Below are 15,984 nucleotides of genomic sequence, written 5' to 3'. Positions count from 1 at the left end.
GCGCGGTCAGTCCGCCCTGCCGGCCGCGATCGGGACCAGAAACGAGAAGCAGGCCACCAGGAATAGCACCGCGCCGGCAAGCGCCAGCAGATCGCCCGCGCGCCATGCCGCGGCGATGAAGAACAGCGCCGACACGATGAACATCAGCCAACCGGCGACGACCCACTTCATGATTGCTCCGTCCTAGAGCAATTCCAGGAAAAGTGTGAGCGGTTTTCCGTCCGGAATTGCGTAAAAACAAAGAGATAGTGCGTTTCGCCGTTTCTGTGAAACGGTGGAACACACCCGGTTACCGCATCAGACAACAAACCTGGATGCCCATGCAATAGCAGCGCGTGCGTACGAGAGCCGCCGATAGTGATGGCCAAGCAAATGACGCCGGCCTGGTGCATGTGGCCCAAAGTGCGGACTGTGCCGCACCCTATTTCGCAAACGAATCGCTGCGCAAGAAACGCTTCCACCGGGCTCTTGTCGAAGCGGGCATGGTCGATCTCGCCTGAGCGCCTTGCCGCCCGTCGGCGGCTTCGCTACACCGGACGGCGAATGCAATTGGGAGTGTCACCCCATGGCCGAAGCCTATGATCCCGGCAACATCTTCGCCAAAATCCTGCGCGGCGAGATTCCCTCGCAGCGCGTCTATGAGGATGACGCAGTCGTCGCCTTCATGGATGTGATGCCGCAAGGCACGGGCCACACGCTGGTGGTGCCCAAAGCGCCGTCGCGCAACATCCTCGACGCCGATCCGGCAACGTTCGGACCATTGTTTGGCGTCGTGCAGAAAGTCGCGGTCGCGGTGAAAAAGGCCTTCGACGCCGACGGCGTCACTATCATGCAGTTCAACGAGCCGGCTTCCGGGCAGACCGTCTACCATCTCCATGTCCACGTCGTCCCGCGCTTCGAGGGCGTACCGTTGAAGCCGCATTCCGGCCAGATGGAGAAGCCGGAGGTGCTGGCCGAGAACGCCAACAAGATTCGGGCGGCGCTGGGAAGCTGAACCGCGCGCTCAGCGGGTCGACAGGCCCGCTAATGTCCGGAAGGCCGTTGGCTCGGGTCCTGCAATGAGCCTCTCCCGGATTACCTCCGCGCATGCCTGCGGGCTGAGCCGCGACGTATCGACTTCCAGGTCATAGAGGCCGGGTTTGTGCACTTCCTCCTGCCAGAGGCGGACGGGCAGCGGTACAGGATCATCCTTCGAGCCCATCACATATGGCGTGTTGGCCCCATCTGCGGCGCGCCTTCGCAGGATCTCCTCGATCGGACAGCGGACGCCGACGAACAGGACCGGCAGGCCGGCAAGACGCCGCGCGCATTCGGGAAGGATGTTCAGCGGGCGGGAATAGGCGTCGTGGTGACCGATATCGACGACGACATTGAGCCCAAGCCGGCTGTGAGCCGCTATTGCCTCGTAAAGCGCGGCGTAGAGCAGCGGCACGAAAGCCTCGATGTCCGGGCGTTCGCCGCCGGGACGCAGGCCGATCCCCGGACGCAGCCGCGGCGGCGTGACATGGGCGCAGGCATCGACGCCGAGATTGATCCACACGCCCTCGAACGTCTCCTGGATCGCTACGGCGATGCTCGACTTTCCCGAGCGCGGCGCGCCGTTGAGGATGATGATCCGTCCGGCTTCCATGCGGTGCTCCCTTCAACGACAAAGGCCCCGTTTCCGGGGCCTTTGTATTTCAAGCGAGCGCTTGTCAGCCCTTGCGCGGCAGCTGAGGCACAAGGCTGCGCTTGTTGCCGTCCTTGCCCTTCGGCTCCGGCTTCTGCGCCACGGCCTTCTTGGGCGCAGGCTTCTTGGCCACCGCCTTTTTCGGCTTCGGCGCGTCTTCCGGCTCTTCCTTCTTCGGCTGCACGGGCGACTCGTCGGCGAGCGATTCGAGCTTCAGGCCGGACTCGCCGGTTTCCTTCTTCTCGACGGTGACACGCACTGTGCCGCCCTTCTTGAGCTTGCCGAACAGCACCTCGTCGGCCAGCGGCTTCTTGATGTGCTCCTGGATGACGCGGCCGAGCGGACGCGCGCCCATGCGCTCGTCATAACCCTTGTCGGCCAGCCAGGCGATCGCGTCCGGCGACAGGTCGAAGGTGACACCGCGCTCGGAGAGCTGTGCCTCGAGCTGCATGACGAACTTCTGCACCACCTGATGGATCACCGGCACCGGCAGCGAGCCGAACGGGATGATCGCGTCGAGACGGTTGCGGAACTCCGGCGTGAACAGCCGGTTGATCGCCTCGACATCGTCGCCTTCGCGCTTGGTCGAACCGAAACCGATCGCCGCGCGCTGCGCATCCGACGCGCCCGCATTGGTGGTCATGATCAGGATCACGTTGCGGAAGTCGATCTGCTTGCCGTTGTGGTCGGTCAGCTTGCCGTGGTCCATCACCTGCAACAGGATGTTGAACAGGTCCGGATGCGCCTTCTCGACTTCGTCAAGCAGCAGCACGCAATGCGGATGCTGGTCGACGCCGTCGGTGAGCAGGCCGCCCTGGTCGAAGCCGACATAGCCGGGAGGCGCGCCGATCAGCCGCGAGACGGTGTGGCGTTCCATATATTCCGACATGTCGAAGCGGATCAGCTCGACGCCGAGCGAGGCGGCAAGCTGCTTGGCCACTTCCGTCTTGCCGACGCCGGTCGGCCCTGAGAACAGGTAGGAGCCGATCGGCTTCTCCGGTTCGCGCAGGCCGGCGCGCGCCAGCTTGATCGCCGAGGTCAGCGCGGTGATCGCGGTGTCCTGGCCGTAGACGACGCGCTTCAGCTCGACATCGAGGCCCTGCAGCACCTTCTCGTCGTCGGCCGAAACCGTCTTCGGCGGGATGCGCGCCATGGTGGCGATCGTCGCCTCGATCTCCCTGATGCCGATCGTCTTCTTGCGCTTGGCCTCCGGCACCAGCATCTGCGAGGCGCCGGTCTCGTCGATCACGTCGATCGCCTTGTCCGGCAGCTTGCGGTCGCTGATGTAACGGGCCGACAGCTCGACCGAGGCCTTGATGGCTTCGCTGGTGTAGCGGACCTTGTGGAACTCCTCGAAATAGGGCTTCAGGCCCTTCATGATCTCGATGGCGTCCTCAATGGTCGGCTCGTTGACGTCGATCTTCTGGAAGCGCCGCACCAGCGCGCGGTCCTTCTCGAAGAACTGGCGGAACTCCTTGTAGGTGGTCGAGCCGATGCAGCGGATCGCGCCGGACGACAGCGCCGGCTTCAGAAGGTTCGACGCATCCATGGCGCCGCCCGAAGTGGCGCCGGCCCCGATCACGGTGTGGATCTCGTCGATGAACAGCACCGCGCCCGGATAGTCCTCGAGCTCCTTCACGACCTGCTTCAACCGCTCCTCGAAGTCGCCGCGATAACGGGTGCCGGCCAAGAGCGTGCCCATGTCGAGCGCGAAGATGGTGGCGTCCTGCAGCACTTCCGGCACGTCGCCCTCGACGATGCGCTTGGCCAGCCCTTCGGCGATCGCCGTCTTGCCGACGCCAGGGTCGCCGACATAGAGCGGGTTGTTCTTGGAACGGCGGCACAGCACCTGGATGGTGCGGTTGATCTCGCTGTCGCGGCCGATCAACGGGTCGATCTTGCCAGCGCGCGCCTTGTTGTTGAGGTTGATGCAATAGGCCGTCAACGCGTCCTGCTGCTTCTTCTTGCCGCCCTCTTCCTGCGGCTCGGCGCCGTTCTGGCCGCCCTGCTCGTCCTCGGCGCCGCGCGGCGTGCGCGATTCCGAAGCGCCTGGGCGCTTGGCGATGCCATGCGAGATGTAGTTGACCGCGTCGTAGCGGGTCATCTGCTGTTCCTGCAGGAAATAGGCGGCGTGGCTCTCGCGCTCGGCGAAGATGGCGACGAGCACATTGGCGCCGGACACTTCCTCGCGGCCGGACGACTGCACGTGGATCACGGCGCGCTGGATGACGCGCTGGAAGCCTGCCGTCGGCTTCGAATCCTCGTCGTAACCGGTGACGAGGTTGTCGAGCTCGGTGTCGATATAGGTGAGAACCGTATGCTTGAGCTCGTCGAGATCGACGTTGCAGGCGCGCATGACGGCGGCCGCCTCGGTGTCGTCGATCAGGGCGAGCAGCAGATGTTCGAGCGTCGCATACTCATGATGCCGCTCGTTGGCGAATGTCAGCGCCTGATGTAGCGCCTTTTCCAGGCCTTGGGAGAAAGCCGGCATGTTACCTCACTTCTTCTCCATCACGCATTGCAGCGGATGCTGATTCTGTCGGGCGAAATCCATGACCTGGGACACTTTGGTCTCGGCCACCTCGAATGTGTAGATGCCGCACTCGCCCACTCCATGATTGTGAACATGAAGCATGATGCGTGTGGCGGCTTCGCGGTCCTTTTGGAAAAAGCGTTCCAGGACGTGAACGACGAACTCCATCGGAGTGTAGTCGTCGTTCAGGATGAGGACCCGGTAGAGACTGGGCTTCTTGGTCTTGGTTTTGGTGCGTGTGATGACAGCGGTGCCGCGACCGGGATCGTTGCGGTCTCCGTCACCTTGCATTCGCACGACGTCTGTCGTGGCAGTCAAACCGATCGTCACGTAGTCCAGCCTTTTCGAATCCTCATGCGAGTTCAACATGTAGGTTCTCGATGGACGATTTTAAGCCCTTCTGTTTAGCTGACAATATGGCTAGGTGGGCAAACCTCAGCGAATTTCTCAATCGTGAATGCTGCAAGGTGCGTTGGGTTGCGACCGCGCATGAAAAAACCCGGCCGCGTTTCCGCGACCGGGTCCTTTCCGTAGGCCGGCTGGCCGTATCGGCTATTGCCGGACGAAATTACTTCGCCTTGGCGACCACCGATTCGAACGGCTTGTAAGCTTCCTTGGCGAGCTCGGCATAGAGGTTGCCGATCTTGCTGGCCTCGGCCACGAAGCTCTCATAGCTCTGCTTGGCGTAATCGGCCTGGATCTCGACGGCCTTCTCGATCGACTTGGCCGAGAACAGCTTCTCGAAGGCGGCGCTGCCGGCCTCGAAGCTCTTCTTGGTGTATTCGCCGGCTTCGGTGGCGATCGCCTGCGCGCCCTTGGTGAGCGACGCAAAGCTCTTCAGCCCGGTGTCGGTGAACTCCTTGCCGTATTTCGCGAAGTCCTCATAGGTCTGGGTCATTTCATACTTCCCTTTGGTTGAAACGCCCTTTTTGCCCCGGGCGCCCTTGTGCAATGCACTCCAATATATTGTGCAACGCACAAAAGTCAAGAATCCCTTGGCACGCATGGGCTTCGAGGCCGGCGGCCGATAAAATTCGATTAAAGAGAAGCTCGATTTGCCGAAAAATAGTGAACGCGACGGTTACCATAAACGGATTGGTAACGCTGGGCGCGATAGCTTGGCCGGAAGCGAGGTGGGCACTCCGTTAGCCGCCTCCGGGGCAACGAAAATTTCAGGGTTGTAGCGGTGCGTCAGGCGTTGTCGGGGCTTGTCTCCAAATCTTTCTCCCTCAAGGCAATCATGATCGCCGCGCTCGCGGTGACGGTTGTCGTCGCCGATATGGCGTCAGCGATGGCCGCAAGGTCCTCGGCCATTGTCGTCGACGCCAAGACTGGCAAGGTGCTCTATTCGGCCGATGCCAACGGCCGGCGCTATCCGGCCTCGCTCACCAAGATGATGACGCTCTACCTCACCTTCGAGGCATTGGCGAAAGGCAGGATCAGCAAGAGCACGCCGGTGCCGTACTCGGCGCATGCCGCGGCCCAGCCTCCGACCAAGCTTGGCGTGCGCGCCGGCGGCTCGGTTCCGGTCGAGACGGCGATCCTGTCGATGGTGACCAAGTCGGCCAACGACTCGGCCACTGCGCTCGGCGAGATGCTCGGCGGCAGCGAAGACAATTTCGCCCGCATGATGACGGCCAAGGCGCGCCAGCTCGGCATGAACGGCACCGTCTTCCGCAACGCCAACGGTCTGCCCGACCCCGGCCAGTTCACCACGGCACACGACATGGCGATGCTGGGCATCGCGCTGCGCGAGCACTACCCGCAATATTACGGCTACTTCTCTCAGCGCTCGTTCCTGTATGGCCGCCAGCGCATCAACGGCCACAACCGCCTGCTTGGCCGCATCAAGGGCGTCGACGGCATCAAGACCGGCTATACCCGCGCCTCGGGCTTCAACCTCGTTTCCTCCGTCGCCGATGGCGATCGCCGCCTCGTCGCGGTGGTGATGGGCGGCGCCTCCGGGCGCAGCCGCGACAACCAGATGGCCGCGCTGATCAACACCTATCTGCCGCGCGCCTCGACGCGCGGCAGCGGCGATCTCATCGCCAAGGGCAACGACAACCCGATTAAGACGCTGGCCAAGGTTTTCCTGCCCAAGCATGACGCGCCGACGCCGGACGCCAAGCCGGCAACGGATGACGCTGTCGTTGCCTCAGCCGATGACGTCGAGGACGACACCCAGCAGGTCGCGGAAGAGACCAAGCCGGTGCTCCAGGCCAGGAAGGTCAAGACTGTCGCGGTAGCAGCCATGGCGCCGGCTCCCAAATCCGAGGACACCAGCGTCGCCGCCTATGCCGAGCCGGCGCCTGCCGCGCCGGCGATCGATCCGGTCAAGACGTCGTCGGTGCCGTCCGGCTGGGTGGTTCAGGTTGCATCCTCGCCCACGAAATCTGGAGCTCAGAGCCTTCTCGACCAGACAGCCAAGCAGGCGCCGAGGGTCCTGGCGGATGCATCGGGCTTCACCGTCGCCTTCGACAAGGACGGCACCACCTTTTATCGCGCCCGCTTCGGCGGCTTCGGCTCGAAGGACGCCGCCTGGAAGGCCTGCGATGCGCTGAAGCGGAAGAAAATCTCGTGCTACGCCGTCGAGCAGTAGGCGGCCGTTGAAATCTCCCGGAAGGTCCGGCGTCGAAGGAGACTAATCGTGATTGGAGAGCAAGACATCCTTGGCTTCATTGATCCGCGCCGCCAGGACAGACGTGCCACCGACATCGGCGTTCAAGCGCTGCATCAGGCGGCGGTGCGCCTTGCGGATATCCGCCGCGGCAGCCCCCGCTTCAAGACCAAGGACCTTGTAGGCCTCCTCCTTAGTCATGGCGCCCGCACCTGGCGCAACACCCAGCCCTTCGCCACCGTGCGGCTGCGCGTCCTTGCGCCAGACGGGAAAACGGCCGTCAAGATACGTCTCTAAAAGCTGGCGGCTCTCCAGATCGGGGCTGAGCTCGCCATGAAGCTGGCGCAGGTCCGTCAGCCCCATTGCTCCCAGCATCTTGCCTTCATAACGTCCGGCCAGGACAAGCCCCTCGAGCTTGCCGCTGTCGTGGTCAAGGTCCATTTCGAGCGCAGCGGTGCGCACCGTCGAGTGCTTGGACGCCGCCGCCCTTGCCGCCGGCCGCCTCGTGCGTATCCAGCCGACCCAGGCCAGCGCTGCCAGCAGAAGCAGTCCGCCGATTAGGCTGCGACCGAAGATCAGCATGGGCGCGCCGACCAGCCCAAGGAAGGCAGGGCCAAGCGATCTCAGACCGTCGGCCATCCTTGCCGCATCCGCGCGCACAAAGAGCAACGCGGCGCCGAAAAGCACCACGAGCACCGCTGCCAAAACAAGGATCACGCCCATCGATTAGCACTGCCACGGAAATGACTGAGCATAGAATAGGATGGGACCGAGCTCCCGCGCTTGCAAGTCCCACATCGGGCGAGCCGAAGGGCCAGCTCCGGGACAATACTCAAGCCGCGTTAGAGCAGACCGAGTTCGGCGAGTTCCAGCCTGAGCTTCGGCGGCATCTCGGCGAGCGCCGCCCTGCCCTTGCCGAGGTCGGCCGGCGCATCGGCGGGCTTGAGATAACGCCAGCCCTGGAAGGCTCGGCGCGGCTGCCAGTCGGTGCGCACCACCTCGGGATCGAGCACCAGATGACAGCGGCCGATGCCTTCGCCGTCTGTAAAGGGCCTGATCTCGGTGATCAGCTGCCGGCACTGCACGCTGCCCTTGATCACCCAATAGAGCGAGCCGCCATCGGTGATCTCCCCGCCGCGCGTCGGCACCATGCGCGTGGTGTGCCAATGCTCGGCCGGCTCGCCCGCGCGACGCCGCTCATCGAGACGGAAGGCGATCCACTCCTCGAGGTCCTCGACGCTATCGCAGCCGACACACAGTTTGATGAGATTGAGTGACATGCCCCAAGATTTAGCCGCAAGGGTCGACGCGTCAACGTCTTGAGCGACTTCTCCACAGGGCCAGTCTGGGCTCTCGGTAAGGCCTCAGCACTCGACCACGTTCACGGCCAGGCCGCCGAGGCTGGTTTCCTTGTATTTCTCGTTCATGTCGAGGCCGGTCTGGCGCATGGTCTCGATCGCGGCGTCGAGCGGCACGAAATGCGTGCCGTCACCCTTGATGGCCAAAGAGGCGGCCGTCACGGCCTTCACCGCACCGAGCGCGTTGCGCTCGATGCAGGGCACCTGCACCAGGCCGCCGACAGGATCGCAGGTCATGCCGAGATGATGCTCGAGCGCGATCTCGGCGGCATTCTCGACCTGCTCGGGCGTGCCGCCCATGACGGCGCACAGGCCCGCCGCCGCCATGGCCGAAGCGGAACCCACCTCGCCTTGGCAGCCGACTTCGGCGCCTGAGATCGAGGCGTTGGACTTGATGATGCCGCCGACGGCAGCAGCGGTCAGCAGGAAGTCGCGGATGCTCGGCTGGTCGGCTTCGGGATGGAAATGCAGCCAGTAGCGCAGCACCGCCGGTAGCGTGCCGGCAGCACCGTTGGTCGGCGCAGTCACAACGCGCCCGCCGGCGGCATTCTCTTCGTTGACCGCCATGGCGTAGATCGACAGCCAGTCATTGGCGAGCAAGGGATTGGGGCGGTTCTGCTGCCACTGCTCCTGCAGCTTGTCATGCAGTTGCCGCGCGCGGCGGCGCACCTTCAGCCCGCCCGGCATGATGCCGTCCTGCGACAGGCCCCGGTCGATGCAGCCTTTCATCGCGCCCCAGATCGCGTCGAGGCCTTCGTCGAGCTGCTCGCGCGACATGTGCTTTTCTTCGTTGGCGCGCTTCATCTCGGCGATCGAAAGCCCGCTCTTTGCCGCCATCGCCAGCATCTCGACGGCATTCTTGAACGGATACGGCACCTTCTTGCCCTCGGTCGTCACCGAGCCTTTGGCCTTGATGCGCTGCAGCTCTTCCTCGGAAACGACGAAGCCGCCACCGATCGAGTAGTAGATGCGCTTGAGCAGCAGCCGGTCGGATGCGTCATAGGCATAGAAGGCCATGCCGTTGGCATGGCCGGTCAGCGGTGTCTTGCGGTCGAGCGCAAGATCCTTGGCGGGATCGAAACGATATGTCGGGTGCCCTGGCGGTGAAATCCGCTTCTCCGCGCCGATGCGCGCGACGATGCCGTCGGCCTCGTCCGGGTCGACCGTCTGCGGCGTCTGGCCTGCCAGGCCGAGGATGACAGCGCGGTCCGAGCCGTGGCCGATGCCGGTATACGCAAGCGAGCCATGCAGGCTGGCGCCAATGCGATCGACCTTGACGCCGGCCGGCCGTGGCCAATCGCCGGTCAGGATCTCGTCGAGGAACCGGCGCGCGGCCGTCATCGGGCCCATCGTGTGCGAGCTCGATGGGCCGATGCCGATCTTGAACAGGTCGAAAACCGAAAGGAACACGGGGCCGTTGTCTCCTGGAGGCCGATCAAGGCTTACATATAGGAATTCCCGGGATGTTTCCGCTGTTTTGCAAATTGCGGCGCGGCGGCTACCGACCTTGTTTGCTCTGCCAGCGACATCGCTGCCGACAGCTTGGACGCCCCTGTCGAAGCGCCGGCTCGGCCCGTGTTACAAGAACGCATGGGCGACTCACTCCACCTTTCAATGGCAGATCTGGCGGCTTTGACCTTCTTCCTGGTCGTCTGGGTGCTGCATACGCAGGCCTCTGACGGCAGGCTGATCAGCCGCGTCTCGCTGACGACCGCGATGAACGCCCAGCGCGAGGCCTGGATGCGCAATATGGCCGAGCGCGAAATCCGCATCGTCGACACCGCCATCATGGGCGGCCTGCAGCAAGGCACCGCTTTTTTTGCCTCGTCTTCCCTGATCGCGCTCGGCGGCTGCTTTGCCCTGCTCGGCGCCTCCGACCGCGTGCTGCAGGTTCTGGCCGACCTGCCCTTCGGCGCGGCTTCGTCGCGCGAAGCCTTCCAGACCAAGGTGTTCGGCCTGGTGCTGATTCTCGCCTTTGCCTTCTTCAAGTTCGGCTGGGCCTACCGGCTGTTCAACTATTGCTCGATCCTGATCGGCGCGGTGCCGACCCCGCATGGCCCGGCTTCGCGCAATCCGGTCAGCGAAACGGCGGTGTGGCGGGCGACGCGCATGAACGTGCTCGCCGGCAAGCACTTCAACTCCGGCCTGCGCGCCGTCTTCTTCTCGATCGGTTATCTCGGCTGGTTCGTCGACCCGATCGTGTTCGTGGTGTCGACGCTGGTGCTTCTGGCCGTGCTGGTGCGCCGCCAATTCTTCTCGGCGGCGCGGCAGGCCGTGCTCGGTCAGCCGCCCGGTCCGGGAAAGAACTGATCGATCCTGCCGGAGAGCCGGTAGGCGAAAAGCCCGATCCATTCGCGGACAGCGATGGTGGTCGCCTGCACCGAGTCGACCGGATTGTCGCGGAAGAATCCGACGCCTTCCTTGCCCGAGGTGCGATAATCGACCGGCCATGGGATGGTCGCAAAACCTGCCTTGTCGAACAGCGCCTTGGCGCGCGGCATGTGGAAAGCAGAGGTTATCAGCAGCCAGGTCTCGCCCGGCTTCGGCTCGACGAGCCGTCGCGAGAACACCGCGTTCTCGTAGGTATTGCGCGATTTGTCCTCGAGGATCATGCGATCTGCGGAGACGCCAAGCGCGCTTAGCAGGCGCGGTGCCGTATCCGCATCGCCCTCGCCGTCGAGGAAAAGCGAGCCATTGCCGCCGGACACGACTATTTTCGCCTGCGGAAAGCGCCTTGCGAGGATCGCCGTCTCCACCATGCGATCGCCGCCGCTGTTCAGCTCATAGCCGCCACGCACGAGATTGATGGCGCCCTCGAAGCCGCCGCCAAGCACGACGATGCCGTCGACCTTTTCAGGTAGTGGCGGCTTGGGGAAGCGTTCTTCCAGCGGATTGAGCATCATCGCGCCGACCGACGTCCAGGCTGAAAGAACCAGGATCGCGATGCCGAGCACGCTGCCCGTTGCCGCCAGCCGGCGGCGTCCGAACAGCGCTGCCAACAGGCCGGCGAGCAGCAGGAAGATCGCCAGGTTGATCGGTTGGCCGAAGAACCAGAAGATTTTCGAAAGATAGTAGAACATCCCTCACCCTCTTGTCGGAGGGGACGACACTACCACCACTTTTCCGGCTGAAATTTGCCCGCCGCCTGCTCGATGACGTTGGCCGTCTGGAACAGCGTTTCCTCGTCGAACGGGCGGCCGATCAGCTGCAGGCCGAGCGGCAGACCCTTGCCGTCCAGGCCGGCCGGCACGGAAATGCCGGGAAGGCCCGCCATGTTCACCGTCACGGTGAAGATATCGTTGAGATACATCTTCACCGGATCGGAGGCCATGTCCTCGTCAGCGATGCCGAAGGCGGCCGATGGGGTCGCGGGCGTTAGGATGACGTCGACGCCGGCGGCAAAGACGTTCTCGAAGTCGCGCTTGATCAGCGTGCGCACCTTCTGCGCCTGCAGGTAATAGGCATCGTAATAGCCCGCCGACAGCACATAGGTGCCGATCATGATGCGGCGCTTGACCTCGCGGCCGAAACCGGCGGCGCGTGTCTTCTCATACATGTCGACGATGTCCTTGCCGGGCACGCGCAGGCCGTAGCGCACGCCGTCATAGCGGGCGAGGTTCGACGAGGCCTCGGCGGGCGCCACGATGTAATATGCCGGCAAGGCATATTTGGTGTGCGGCAGCGAGATGTCGACGATCTCGGCCCCGGCGTCCTTTAGCCAGGCGATGCCCTGCTGCCAGAGCGCCTCGATATCTTCGGGCATGCCCTCGACGCGATACTCCTTCGGAATGCCGACCTTCATGCCCTTGATCGGCTTGCCGATCGCCGCTTCATAGTCCGGCACCGGGCGGTCGACCGAGGTCGTGTCCTTCGGATCGACGGACGCCATCGACTTCAACAGGATGGCGGCATCGCGCACGTCGCGCGCGATCGGCCCGGCCTGGTCGAGCGAGGAAGCGAAGGCGACGATGCCCCAGCGCGAGCAGCGCCCGTAAGTCGGCTTGATGCCGACCGTGCCGGTGAACGCCGCGGGCTGGCGGATCGAGCCGCCGGTGTCGGTGGCGGTTGCGCCGGCGCACAGGAAAGCGGCTACGGACGCTGCCGAACCGCCGGACGAGCCGCCCGGCACCAGCTGCATGTTGTCGTAGGTGCGGCTCTGCTCGACGCCGCCGGGCACGACGAAGCCGCCGCCGCCGTCATGGATGGTCGGCTTGACCGTGGTCTGCAGGCGCGAGCGCCGCCACGGATTGATCACCGGGCCGTAATAGGAGGTCTCGTTCGACGAGCCCATGGCGAACTCGTCCATGTTGAGCTTGCCGAGCATCACCGCGCCGTCTGCCCAAAGATTGCTGGTCACGGTCGATTCGTAGCGCGGCTTGAAGCCGTCCAGCACGTGGCTGCAGGCCTGGGTGTGGATGCCTTCGGTGGCGAACAGGTCCTTGATGCCGAGCGGAATGCCCTCCAGCGCGCCGCCCTCGCCCTTGGTGAGCCTGGCATCGGAACTCTTCGCCATGTCGCGCGCCTTGTCGGCTGTGACGGCCACATAGGCATTGAGCACGGGATTCGCGCGATCGATCGCCGAAAGATAGGCCTCCGTGATCTCGGCCGCGGTGATCTCCTTGCCACGCAGCTTGGCGCGGGCCTCGGAAATGGTGAGATGTGTGAGATCGCTCATCGGGCAAGGCTCTTTTCGTAAAACACCGACCACTCGGAGTCGGGATAATCCAGCACCGGTCCGCAACGCGAGAATCCGGCGCGCTCATAGACGGTCCAGGCGGCGGGGTGCCGATCGCCAGTTTCAAGCACCAGGCGCGTCAGCCCTTCCTGCCGGGCAAGCGCCTCGACCCGTCCGACGATCTCGGCGCCGATCTTGCGGCCGCGATGCGAAGGCCGCGTATACATGCGCTTGACCTCGCCGACCGCATCATCATGGCGCTTGAGCGCGCCGCAGCCGACGGCAAGGCCGTTGTCGCGGGCGATGAACACCGTCGTATCCTTGCCCGCCATCTGCTCGACAGTGAGATGATAGCAGTGCTCGGGCGGCGTCAGCTCGAGCAGCGCGGCATTGAGCTCGGCGACCAGCGCGCGCACGTCGTCCTGCAAAGGCGTTTCGACGGCGATCTCGACAGCCACGGCCTACTCCACCACCTTCGGAACGAGGAAGAAGTTCTCTTCCGTTGCCGGCGCGTTGGCGACGATGTCGGCGGGCTTGTTGCCGTCGGTGACGACATCGTGGCGTTTCTTCATCTCCATCGGCGTGACGGAGGTCATCGGCTCGACGCCCGAAACATCGACCTCGTTCAATTGTTCGACGAAGCCGAGGATGGCGTTCAATTCGCCGGTCATGCGCTCGGCGTCCTCCTCGCTCACCGCAACACGGGCAAGGTGCGCGACGCGCTTCACGGTCTGAAGATCAACGGACATGTTCTATCGCCTCGGGAAAAACCAGTGCGGGCTATAGCGGCGCGGCGCTTGGCGCGCAACATGGATCATGTTGGGGCCGCGGCCAGCCCCAGCGTCGCCTGAAGCAGATCTCCTGAAGTGGGAGCCGGCTTCGAGACAAGTCATCCGTAACCAAAACCCGAGCTGCATGAAGCGGATCGAACGATCGCAACGCGCTTTCAGAGAGCGCGGCTCAGATGGTGATCGCCTTGCCGATCTCCGGCAGCGCCACCTTGACGCCCGAGCCTTCCATGCCGGCGACGAACTTGTCGGCGGTCTGGTCGAGCATCGAGAAGGTCCTGAAATGGCAGGGAACGACGGTATCGAAGCCGAAGAAGCGGCGGCAGGCAAGGGCCGCCACCGCGCCGCCCATGGTGAAGCGGTCGCCGATCGGCACGATGCCGACCTTCGGCTCGTGCAACTCGTTGATCAGGCCCATGTCGGAGAAGATGTCGGTGTCGCCCATATGGTAGAGCGTCTTGTCTTCGGGGAAATGCAGGACGAGCCCGCCCGGGTTCCCCAGATAGGTATTGCTGCCGCCTTCGCCGCCGAAAGAGGATGAGTGCAGCGCCTGGACGAAGGTCGTGGTGAACGAGCCACAATCGACGGTGCCGCCGATATTGCCCGGATTGATCTTGTCGCCGCTGACGCCCTGGCCGACGAGAAACATGCAGATCTCGAAATTGGCGACCAGCATGGCGCCGCTTTTCTTCAACACCTCGACCGAGCCGCTGACATGGTCGTTATGGCCATGGGTCAGGAGAACGTGGGTCACGCCTTCCGCCGGCCCTTCCCAGCCGCCGGTCCAGGACGGATTGCCGACCAGATAGGGGTCGATGAGAATGGTGGCGTCCTTGGTCTCGACGCGGAATGCCGAATGTCCATACCAAGTCAGTTTCATGAATGCTTCCTCGATTTTTCCGTTGTCGAAGGATAGAACGCTGGCTGCAAATTGAAAGTAGCGCGGCGCTCTCCACCGTCAAAAGGATGTGTGGCGCCTGGATGTCAGGAAAAGCCGTTTGGGCATTATTTCAATCGAGGATCTGCCGGAGCGGCTTGCCGGCGGCAAGACGCTCGCTGGGCTCGATCTCGGCGACAAGACGATCGGCGTGGCCGTTTCCGACCGCGGCCTGTCCTTCGCCCACCCGCGCCCGGTCATCCTGCGCAAGAAATTCTCAGCCGATGCCGCCCAACTGCTCGCTCAGCTCGATAAGGACAATGTCGGCGCGATCGTGCTCGGCCTTCCGGTCAACATGGACGGGTCGGAAGGACCCCGTGCGCAAAAATCGCGCGCCTTCGTCCGCAACATGGCGCCGCTTTCCGACCTGCCCTTCGTGCTGTGGGACGAGCGGCTGTCCACGGTCGCGGCCGAGCGGACACTGATCGAGATGGATTTCTCGCGCAGGAAGCGCGCCGGCAAGATCGATTCGGCGGCCGCCGCCTTTATTCTGCAGGGAGCGTTGGACCGGCTTCAGTCGCTCGGCCGAGCCGATCGGAACTGATATCGCCCTGCCGGCGCTGCCTTATCCATGCGGCGATGTCGCGCCGGCGGCGGAAGGCCCAGAGCCCCATGAGCAGGAAAAAGTCGAAAACGCAGGTCCGCGCCACCATGCCCGGGATGATAGCCGGATCGATGCCGAGCATCTGGCCATAAAGCTGGAAGGCGAAATCGTGCACCTGTCGGCTCAGCATCACGTAGCCGAAATTCATATCGTTGGCCGACAGGAAGAACCATCCCCAGAAGATGGCCATTGGAGCAGCCCAGAGTGTGAATATCGTGCGCATCAGCGGCTGCCTCCTGGCTTGCTTTCCGGACGGCCGGATATGCGGGAAAGGAGCGAACTGTGCGCAGCGCCCATCGCCATGCGCGAGGCGGCGCGAACATCGCCCTCGGGCAAATTCATCGCAGCGAAGGTGGAGCGGCGTTCGGCCAGCACGGCGACGTAGGAAGCAAGCAGCGCCGTCATCTGGATGGCGACAATCATGAACAGGCCGTTTATGCCTTGCGCCACGCCGCCGATGAGGATCAGCGAAAGGAGGAACGATGCCGCGATGAAGGCGATCCGCGCCACGCTCTCGCCCGCGTCCGGCCTTGCCGCCGCGTTCAGCAGCGTTTCGACGAAGGCCCAGCAGAACAACACCGCGACGGTCAGGAGCGCGATCGAAAGCGGCGCCAGCACGGCAACATTTTCAAGCCCGGGAAACCGGTTGGCCTGGACCGGGAGGCCAAGCACACCAAGTGCCGCCGCTAAGCCGCGGCTGCCGTCCATGCAGATATAGGCAAGCAGGGCGAAAACCACCGCCCAATGCAAGGCCAGAACTGAGCTCAACACGTGCCGCATATGCTTCCCGCTGGCGGAGCCCG

General features: G+C 63.8%; 19 protein-coding genes. 4 read left to right on the top strand and 15 right to left on the bottom strand.

Annotation, left to right across the window (positions count from 1 at the left end):
• Positions 1-6 precede the first annotated feature (6 nt).
• A complete protein-coding gene (locus RFM41_RS19145) occupies positions 7-171 on the bottom strand; it encodes a hypothetical protein (RefSeq protein WP_320245082.1) in 165 nt (54 codons plus the stop codon).
• A gap of 394 nt (positions 172-565) precedes the next feature.
• Here RFM41_RS19145 and RFM41_RS19140 point away from each other — a divergent pair, with 394 nt between their 5' ends.
• Positions 566-994 (top strand): HIT family protein, encoded by a 429-nt coding sequence (locus RFM41_RS19140; protein ID WP_320245081.1) that lies wholly within the window; start codon positions 566-568, stop codon positions 992-994.
• A 9-nt stretch (positions 995-1,003) separates the two neighbouring features.
• On the opposite strand, the gene RFM41_RS19135 is transcribed toward RFM41_RS19140, so the two are convergent.
• The 4 genes from RFM41_RS19135 to RFM41_RS19120 all read right to left on the bottom strand — a co-directional run bounded on the left by RFM41_RS19135 (position 1,004) and on the right by RFM41_RS19120 (position 5,100).
• A complete protein-coding gene (locus RFM41_RS19135; protein ID WP_320245080.1) occupies positions 1,004-1,630 on the bottom strand; it encodes a chloramphenicol phosphotransferase CPT family protein in 627 nt (208 codons plus the stop codon).
• Positions 1,631-1,694: 64 nt separating this feature from the next.
• Positions 1,695-4,160 (bottom strand): ATP-dependent Clp protease ATP-binding subunit ClpA, encoded by a 2,466-nt coding sequence (clpA, locus tag RFM41_RS19130; RefSeq protein ID WP_320245079.1) that lies wholly within the window; start codon positions 4,158-4,160, stop codon positions 1,695-1,697.
• A 6-nt stretch (positions 4,161-4,166) separates the two neighbouring features.
• Positions 4,167-4,493, bottom strand: a complete 327-nt coding sequence (clpS, locus tag RFM41_RS19125) for an ATP-dependent Clp protease adapter ClpS (RefSeq protein ID WP_246674561.1) — start codon at positions 4,491-4,493, stop codon at positions 4,167-4,169.
• A 277-nt stretch (positions 4,494-4,770) separates the two neighbouring features.
• On the bottom strand, positions 4,771-5,100 hold the full coding sequence (locus tag RFM41_RS19120; protein WP_320245078.1) for a phasin family protein: 330 nt from the start codon (positions 5,098-5,100) through the stop codon (positions 4,771-4,773).
• 288 nt (positions 5,101-5,388) lie between these two features.
• On the opposite strand from RFM41_RS19120, the gene RFM41_RS19115 reads away from it, so the two are divergent.
• Positions 5,389-6,801: a D-alanyl-D-alanine carboxypeptidase gene (locus tag RFM41_RS19115; protein WP_320245077.1), complete on the top strand. Its 1,413-nt coding sequence runs from the start codon at positions 5,389-5,391 to the stop codon at positions 6,799-6,801.
• 42 nt (positions 6,802-6,843) lie between these two features.
• Here RFM41_RS19115 and RFM41_RS19110 read toward each other — a convergent pair whose 3' ends face one another.
• From RFM41_RS19110 to RFM41_RS19100, 3 genes are all read right to left on the bottom strand, one after another.
• The gene (locus RFM41_RS19110; RefSeq protein WP_320245076.1) at positions 6,844-7,542 is read right to left on the bottom strand and encodes a J domain-containing protein; all 699 of its coding nucleotides are present in this window, start codon (positions 7,540-7,542) and stop codon (positions 6,844-6,846) included.
• Between the two features lie 119 nt (positions 7,543-7,661).
• The gene (locus tag RFM41_RS19105; protein ID WP_320245075.1) at positions 7,662-8,099 is read right to left on the bottom strand and encodes a DUF1489 family protein; all 438 of its coding nucleotides are present in this window, start codon (positions 8,097-8,099) and stop codon (positions 7,662-7,664) included.
• A gap of 84 nt (positions 8,100-8,183) precedes the next feature.
• Entirely contained in the window at positions 8,184-9,587 is a 1,404-nt protein-coding gene (locus tag RFM41_RS19100) for an L-serine ammonia-lyase (protein WP_320245074.1), read from the bottom strand.
• A gap of 180 nt (positions 9,588-9,767) precedes the next feature.
• Between RFM41_RS19100 and RFM41_RS19095 the strand changes: the two genes are divergently transcribed.
• Positions 9,768-10,487 carry a DUF599 domain-containing protein gene (locus tag RFM41_RS19095; protein WP_320245073.1) on the top strand — a complete coding sequence of 240 codons (720 nt, stop codon included), beginning with the start codon at positions 9,768-9,770 and terminating at the stop codon, positions 10,485-10,487.
• Here the strand turns inward: RFM41_RS19095 and RFM41_RS19090 are convergent.
• The 5 genes from RFM41_RS19090 to RFM41_RS19070 form a co-directional block, all read right to left on the bottom strand.
• Positions 10,460-11,257 carry a YdcF family protein gene (locus tag RFM41_RS19090; RefSeq protein WP_320245072.1) on the bottom strand — a complete coding sequence of 266 codons (798 nt, stop codon included), beginning with the start codon at positions 11,255-11,257 and terminating at the stop codon, positions 10,460-10,462. The genes RFM41_RS19095 and RFM41_RS19090 overlap by 28 nt on opposite strands.
• Positions 11,258-11,286: 29 nt before the next feature.
• Positions 11,287-12,852: an amidase gene (locus tag RFM41_RS19085; RefSeq protein WP_320245071.1), complete on the bottom strand. Its 1,566-nt coding sequence runs from the start codon at positions 12,850-12,852 to the stop codon at positions 11,287-11,289.
• Positions 12,849-13,310, bottom strand: a complete 462-nt coding sequence (locus tag RFM41_RS19080) for a GNAT family N-acetyltransferase (RefSeq protein ID WP_320245070.1) — start codon at positions 13,308-13,310, stop codon at positions 12,849-12,851. The genes RFM41_RS19085 and RFM41_RS19080 overlap by 4 nt, the downstream gene beginning before the upstream one ends.
• 3 nt (positions 13,311-13,313) lie before the next feature.
• A complete protein-coding gene (gatC, locus tag RFM41_RS19075) occupies positions 13,314-13,601 on the bottom strand; it encodes an Asp-tRNA(Asn)/Glu-tRNA(Gln) amidotransferase subunit GatC (protein ID WP_320245069.1) in 288 nt (95 codons plus the stop codon).
• A gap of 211 nt (positions 13,602-13,812) precedes the next feature.
• On the bottom strand, positions 13,813-14,520 hold the full coding sequence (locus tag RFM41_RS19070; RefSeq protein ID WP_320245068.1) for a metal-dependent hydrolase: 708 nt from the start codon (positions 14,518-14,520) through the stop codon (positions 13,813-13,815).
• A gap of 118 nt (positions 14,521-14,638) precedes the next feature.
• On the opposite strand from RFM41_RS19070, the gene ruvX reads away from it, so the two are divergent.
• Positions 14,639-15,121 (top strand): Holliday junction resolvase RuvX, encoded by a 483-nt coding sequence (gene ruvX, locus RFM41_RS19065; protein WP_320245067.1) that lies wholly within the window; start codon positions 14,639-14,641, stop codon positions 15,119-15,121.
• On the opposite strand, the gene RFM41_RS19060 is transcribed toward ruvX, so the two are convergent.
• On the bottom strand, positions 15,063-15,404 hold the full coding sequence (locus RFM41_RS19060; protein ID WP_320245066.1) for a DUF6105 family protein: 342 nt from the start codon (positions 15,402-15,404) through the stop codon (positions 15,063-15,065). The genes ruvX and RFM41_RS19060 overlap by 59 nt on opposite strands.
• The gene (locus RFM41_RS19055; protein ID WP_320245065.1) at positions 15,404-15,961 is read right to left on the bottom strand and encodes a hypothetical protein; all 558 of its coding nucleotides are present in this window, start codon (positions 15,959-15,961) and stop codon (positions 15,404-15,406) included. Before RFM41_RS19055 ends, RFM41_RS19060 begins: the two co-directional genes overlap by 1 nt.
• Between the last annotated feature and the right edge of the window lie 23 nt (positions 15,962-15,984).

The sequence above is a fragment of the Mesorhizobium vachelliae genome (genome assembly GCF_033977325.1).
Taxonomy (GTDB): Bacteria; Pseudomonadota; Alphaproteobacteria; order Rhizobiales; family Rhizobiaceae; genus Mesorhizobium; species Mesorhizobium vachelliae.
Note: the sequence above shows the minus strand (reverse complement) of the source record. Positions and strands in the feature narration are given on the sequence as shown.